The 7,120-nt window shown below is 69.7% G+C and carries 2 protein-coding genes; both read right to left on the reverse strand.

The genetic code is table 11. The features are described 5' to 3' along the window. The coding region (locus ABTY20_RS34410) for a non-ribosomal peptide synthetase (protein WP_352001081.1) at positions 1–2,522 on the reverse strand (2,522 nt) is incomplete at its 3' end. Then, entirely contained in the window at positions 2,522–7,075 is a 4,554-nt protein-coding gene (locus tag ABTY20_RS34415) for a non-ribosomal peptide synthetase (RefSeq protein ID WP_352001082.1), read from the reverse strand. The genes ABTY20_RS34415 and ABTY20_RS34410, both read right to left, overlap by 1 nt. Between the last annotated feature and the right edge of the window lie 45 nt (positions 7,076–7,120).

Below are 7,120 nucleotides of genomic sequence, written 5' to 3' on the forward strand. Positions count from 1 at the left end.
GACGAACCACCGAACGGACACGCCACGAACCGCTCACCCGTCAAACCAGGCCGGCCCACATACCCCCGCGCCAGACCCGCCCCCGCCACATACAATTCCCCCGCAACCCCCACCGGCACCGGACGGAGACGCTCGTCCAGCACATACACCCGCGTATTCGCAATCGGAGAACCGATCGGCACCCCAGCAGCCGAAAAAGCATCCCCCGGACGAAGGGAATACGTGACACACCCCACCGTCGCCTCGGTCGGACCGTACTCATTCACCACCCTGGCCGCAGGATTCACCTCACGCCAACGCCGGACCACCTCACCGGACAACGCCTCCCCACCCACCACCAAATCACCCGACAACCCACGCCCCTGCCCCAGCTCACCCAACAAAGCCAGATGACTCGGAGTCACCTTCAAAAAGGTGCAACCCCACTCACCCGACAACGCCTCCCGCACCTCCACACCCTCACTCAACCCCACCACACGCACACACCCACCCACCAGCAACGGGCCCAGCAACGACGTCACCGTCAGATCGAACGCCACCGACGAATGAAGCCCCGCCACCCCACGCAGCCCCTCATACTCCTCACCACACCACCGCAGATAACCCACCGCACTCCGATGAGAAATCACCACACCCTTCGGACGCCCCGTAGAACCCGACGTATAAATCACATACGCCGGATGATCCACACGCAAAGAACAAACCCGCTCCCCATCCGCGACATCCTCACCCGACACACCCGCCAACCGACCCTCAAAACCAGGATCACCCCACACCAGACACGGCACCGACACCTCAGGAAAAACCGTCCCCGAAGCAGTGATCACACACGCCAGCCCCGCATCCCCGACCATGAACCCGACACGATCCGCCGGATAATCCACATCGATCGGCACATACGCCGCCCCCGCCTTCAACACCGCCCACACCGACACCACCAACTCCACCGACCGCGGCAACGCCAGCCCCACCAACGACTCAGGACCAACCCCCTCAGCCACCAACACCCGCGCCAACCGACTCGCACGCGCATCCAACTCCGCATACGACACCTCGACATCCCCCACCACCACAGCCACCGCACCCGGCGTCCGCACCACCTGCGCCGCAAACAACTCCGGCAACGTCGACCCCGAACCCCCAACCCCCGTGTCATTCCAGTCCACGAGGACCTTCCGGCGCTCGTCGGCGTCGAGGATCTCCACCGAGCTCATCCGCGTCGACGGGTCCGAGGCCACAGCGGACAGGACTCGGACCCAGCGGCGCGCGATCTGGTGGGCCGTCTCCTCGTCGAAGATGTCGGCCGCCGCCGTCACCACACCACGCATGCCGGCCGGCACGCCCCCGGCACCGAAGGTCTCGGCAGCCGCGACCTCCAGGTCGAACTTCGCCGCGGTGGTTCCGCGGGTCATGCGGGACGCCTTGAGACCGGACAGGTCGAGCTTCGCCGGACCGGCGTTCTGCAGTGTGAGCATGACCTGGAAGAGGGGGTGCCGCGCGAGGGAGCGGGCCGGCGCCAGCTCCTCCACGAGCCGCTCGAAGGGCACGTCCTGGTGCTCGAACGCGCCGAAACTCGTCTCCCGGACCCGGTCCAGCACCTCGGTGAACGTCGGATCGCCGGAGAGGTCGGTGCGTATGACAAGCGTGTTGACGAAGAACCCGACCAGGTCGTGGAGTGCCTTGTCGGTGCGCCCGGCGATGGCTGAACCGATCGGGATGTCCGTGCCGGCGCCGAGCCGGGACATCGTCACGGCGAGTGCCGCCTGGAGCACCATGAAGAGGCTCATGCCTCGTTCGCGTGCCATGGTGACGAGCCGCTCGTGTACCACCGCAGGGATCTCCAGCTCAGCCTGGTGACCGCGGTGGGTCGGGACGGCCGGCCGCGGCCGGTCGGTCGGCAGCGACAGTTCCTCGGGGACTCCCGTCAGGGCCTGCCGCCAGTACTCGACCTGCTGGGACAGCACGCTCTCCGGGTCGTCCTCGTCACCGAGCAGTTCCCTCTGCCACATGGCGTAGTCGGCGTACTGCACCGGCAGGGGCTCCCACTCGGGCGCCCGGCCCTCGCGTCGCGCCGCGTAGGCCACCGACAGATCACGCGCCAGCGGACCGGCCGACCAGCCGTCCCATGCGATGTGGTGCACCAGCAGGACGAGCACGCACCCGTCCTGGCCCACGGTGAGCAGACTGGCCCGCAGCGGGATCTCCGTGGCCAGGTCGAAGGCGTGCCGCACCGTTTGCTCCACGGTCTCCGTCAGGTGATCCGGAGCCACTTCCTCGACGGCCAGCTCGAACCCGGTCTCGTCGACCGGCAGGATGCGCTGGTACGGCTCGCCGTCGGGCGCCGGGAACACCGTCCGCAGCACCTCGTGCCGTTGCAGCACGTCCCGCAGCGCCGCTTCCAGCGCTTCCCGGTCGAGCACCTCGGGGAAGCGCAGTACCGTCGGGTTCGTGTATGTGGTGCTCGGTCCCTCCAGCTGTGCCAGGAACCACAAGCGACGCTGGGCGAACGAAAGCGGGATCATCAGGACTCCTCCTGGCTGCGCATCGGCCGCAGCGCGGGCCTAGCTTTCCGACGGCTGTCACCTTGCTGTGCGAGCCAGACCGCGAGCCCGGCCGGCGTCGGGGTAGCGAAGACCGCCCGGATCGGCAGTTCCGTCCCCATTTCCTCTCTGATCTCGCTGCTCAATCGGGTCGCCAGCAGCGAATGCCCGCCGAGGGCGAAGAAGTCGTCATCGACTCCGACCTGGTCCAAGCCGAGCACGCGGGCGAAGGCCCGGCAGAGGATCTCCTCCTGTGGCGTGGCCGGGCCGCGCCCCCGCCCCTCCGCGTACTCGGGGGCGGGCAGAGCCGCACGATCCAGCTTCCCGTTCACCGTCAGCGGCAACGCGTCCAGGACCACCACGGCCGAGGGCACCATGTGGCCGGGTAGCTGACCGATCGCCCACGTGCGCAGGACATGCGGCAGGGCCTCCGCCGTGGCGTCGACGGGGACCTCGGTGATCCCGCCGTTGTCGGCCGGGACCACGTAGGCGACCAGGCGCTTGTCCCCAGGCGTGTCCTGTCGTGCGATCACCGCGGCCCGGGCCACCTGCGGATGCGCGGCCACCACCGCCTCGACCTCTCCGGGCTCGATCCGGAAACCACGGATCTTCACCTGCTCATCGACCCGACCGGTGAACACCAGCTGACCGTCCCCGGTCCAGCGCACCAGGTCCCCGGTCCGGTACATCCGCTCGCCCGCACCACCGTACGGACAGGCCACGAACCGCTCGCCGGTCAGGTCGGGCCGGCCCACATAGCCCCGCGCCACCTGTGCGCCGGCGATGTACAGCTCGCCCGCGACGCCCACCGGCACCGGCTTCAGACGGGCATCCAGCGCGTACAGCCGTGTGTTGGCCACGGGCCTTCCCACCGGCACCGCACCCGAGCCGATCGCCTCCGCAGACAGCCGCGCCGTCGCCACCGCGATGGTCGCCTCCGTCGGACCGTAGTGGTTGAACACTCCCTGCTCGCCGGTCGCCGCCAGCAAGCCGGTCACCAGTTCCGGCGTGGCCTCTTCACCACCCAGCACCAATGCCCTGCCCGGCAGCACCCCGGCGGCGCCCTCGGGTCCGGCCGCCAGCGCCGCGAGATGCGAGGGGACGGCCTTGAGGTAGTCGATGCGGTGCTCGGTCAGATACCTGCTCACCGCCACCGCATCGGTCACCGTGTCCTCATCCAGGATGTGCAGTTCACCACCGGTGACCAGACTGGCGAACACCAACGTGTTCCCCGAGTCCGTCGTCTGGGCTTGCACCACCGCGTAGCGACCGGGCCTGTCGAGCCCGATCCGCCCGGGCACCGTGGTCACGTAGTTCGCCAGTCCGCCGTGCGTCACCGCCACGCCCTTGGGCCGCCCCGTCGAACCCGACGTGTAGATCACATACGCGATCTGGCCCGGCAACGGCTCCGCAGGCTCCGCCGACGATTCCGGTTCCGTCGACGGCTGCATCGACTCCGGTGCGTCCACCGCGACCAGTCGATGCCCGCTCGCCGGCAGAGACTCGAGGAGCTCGCCCGTGGTCAGGGTCAGCACCGCACCGCTGTCCGCCAGGACGTACGCGACGCGCTCGGTCGGCATCGTGGCATCCACGGGAACGTACGCCGCCCCCGCCTTCCACACACCCAAGATCGCCGCGATCGTCTGCACACCGCGCGGCAGGCACAGACCCACCACCGACTCCGGGCCCACGCCTTGAGCCCGCAGGTAGCGTGACAGCCGGTTCGCCCGTGCCTCCAACTCCGCGAACGACACCGACACACCGTCCTGGACCACGGCCACTGCGCTCGCGGTACGACGCACCTGAGCCTCGAACAGGGCGGGCACCATCGACTCGACGCCTCCCGCCGCCGTGTCGTTCCAGTCCGCCAGCAGTCGATCCCTCTCAGCCGTGTCCAGGATCTCCATCGCTGACAGCGAGCTGTCCGGGGCGTGCTCCAGGGCAGTCACCACGCTGTCCAGGCAGGTGTGCAGCAGCCTGCACACAGCCTGCCCGTCCACCGGGCCCACCGCGTCCACGTTCAGTCCGAACCCGGACTTCAGGTCGTCCACCGACACCGCCACCGGGTAGTTGGTGGCGGCCCGGGTGTACACCGTGCTGATGCCCTTGGACGAGGTGGTGGCGTTCGGGCCGGTCTCCTTCTGCGGACGCTTGCCATGCCGGTAGTTGAACAATGAGCTGAACAGTGGGCTGCCGTTCGGGACGCCGCTGGCCTGCTGCGCCAGCCTCAGCGGGGCGTGTTCGTGCACCAACAGTTCCGCGAGCTGATCGCGTACGCCCTCCAGTGCCCGGCCCACACTCACCCCGTCGACACGGACTCGGACGGGCAGGGTGTTGATGAACAACCCCGGCACCCGGTCCGCACCCGCACCGGCGTTCATGCGCCCGAAGAGCACGGTGCCGAAGACGACGTCGTCGCGGCCGCTGACCGTCGCCAGGACACGGGCCCAGGCCAGGTGGAACACGGTGGCCGGGCTCGCACCGAGTGAGCGGGCGACGTCGCGCACCCGCCGGCCGAGCTCGTCGTCGACGTCCAGGTGGGAGCGTTCGACACCGCTGCCGTCGCCGTGCACGTCGAGCAGGCCGTACGGCGCGGTGGTCTCCTCCACATCGCCCAACAGGCCGGCGAAGTAGCGCTCGTGCTCCTCGCGCGTCACACCCAGCCGGGCCTGCGCCACGAAGTTGCGGAACGGCACCGGCTCGGGCAGGGACTCCTCCTGCCCCGACAGGAACGCCCTCATCTCATCGAGCAGCACGTCCTGGCCGGTGTGGTCCTGGACCAGGTGGTGCATCCGCAGCAACGCCAGCCAACTACCGTCCTCGCCCGGCTGCGCGGCGATGTGCACGTCGATCAGCGGCGCACGGCCGATGTCCATGCTCGATCCGGCAGCCGCGACCAACTGCTGCACCGCAGCGGGGCCTTGCAGGTCGAGTGGGACCTCGCGGACGGGCAGTTCGGTCTGACGGACAACGACCTGGACCGGCTCACGCAACTGCTCCCACACGATCGCGGTGCGGTAGATGTCGTGCCGGTCCACCACCCGCTGCAACGCGCCGAGGAAGGTGTCCAGACGCTCCCGCGAGTCGAAGCGGATGACGCGCGGGGCCGCGTACACGTCCGTGCCGCCGTCCGTCTGCAGCAGGTGGTGGAAGAACAGCCCCTCCTGCAGAGGCGCCAGGGGATACACATCAGCGATGTTGGCCGCGCCGCCCTGGACCGCCGCGACGATCCGCTCGACCTCTTCTTCGGACAGCTCGACCAGCGGCAGCATGTCCGGGGTGATGTGCTCGGCGCCGGGCGGAATCAGGTTCGGCGGCACCACCACCTCGGCCGGCCCAGCGGCTGTCGCGAGGCCCGCAGGGGTGGGTGTCTGGAACAGTGCGCGCACGGAGATGCTCACGCCCCGGCCGCGCAGCTGCTCCACCAGGGAGACGGCCAGCAGGGAATGCCCGCCCAGGGTGAAGAAGTCGTCGTCGACGCCGACCGCGGGCAGGCCCAGGACCTGGGCGAAGGCCTGGCAGAGGATCTCCTCCTGCACGGTCGCCGGTGGACGTCCCGCACCCGCCGTCGCCGCCGCCGCGTAATCCGGGGCGGGCAGGGCTTTGCGGTCCAGCTTGCCGTTGCCGGTCAGCGGCAGGGCATCGAGGACGACCACCGCCGAAGGCACCATGTACTCCGGCAGACGCGCGGCGACGAACTCCTTCACCGCCGTGCCGAGCCCGGCGGTGCCGGGGTCGTCGGTGTCGTCGGTGACGAGGTAGGCGACCAGCCGGACATCACCGGGGGTGTCCTCGCGCGCGATCACCGCGGCCCGGTCGACCAGCGGATGCGCGGCGACGACCGCCTGCACCTCACCCGGCTCCACCCGGAACCCGCGGATCTTCACCTGCTCGTCCGCCCGGCCGGCGAACACCAGCCGCCCCCCGGCCGTCCACCGCACCCGGTCCCCGGTCCGATACATCCGCCCACCCGCACCACCGAACGGACAGGCCACGAACCGCTCACCGGTCAGCCCGGGCCGGCCCACATAGCCGCGCGCCACCTGCACACCCGCCACATACAACTCCCCCACCACACCCACCGGCACCGGACGGAGACGCTCGTCCAGCACATACACCCGCGTGTTCGCCACCGGGGAACCCACCGGGATCACCCCCGCAGCCACATCCCGCACCGTCAGCGCAGTGGTCGCCACCCCCACCGTGGTCTCGGTCGGCCCGTAATGGTTGAACACCACCCGCTCACCGGCCGCAGCCTCACCCGTGACCGTGGTCAGCAGGTCGTCGACCAGACCGGCAGAGGCCGCCTCCCCACCCAGCACCAGCGACCGCACCGACGCCACCGACGCCGCGCCCAGCGCCGCCAGATGCGAGGGCACCGCCTTCAGACACTCGATCCCCTCCCCGGCCAGATACCCCGCCACCGCCGCCGGATCGGTCACCGCCTCCTCATCGATGAAGTGCAGCACACCCCCACCCGTCAGACTCGCAAAGACCGTGGTGTTCGCCAGGTCCGTCGCCTGCCCCTGCAGCACCGCATACCGGCCACCCCCGCCGAACCCCACCCGCCCGGGCACCGA

The sequence above is a fragment of the Streptomyces sp. NPDC126497 genome, assembly GCF_040302425.1.
In the GTDB taxonomy this organism is placed as follows: Bacteria; Actinomycetota; Actinomycetes; order Streptomycetales; family Streptomycetaceae; genus Streptomyces.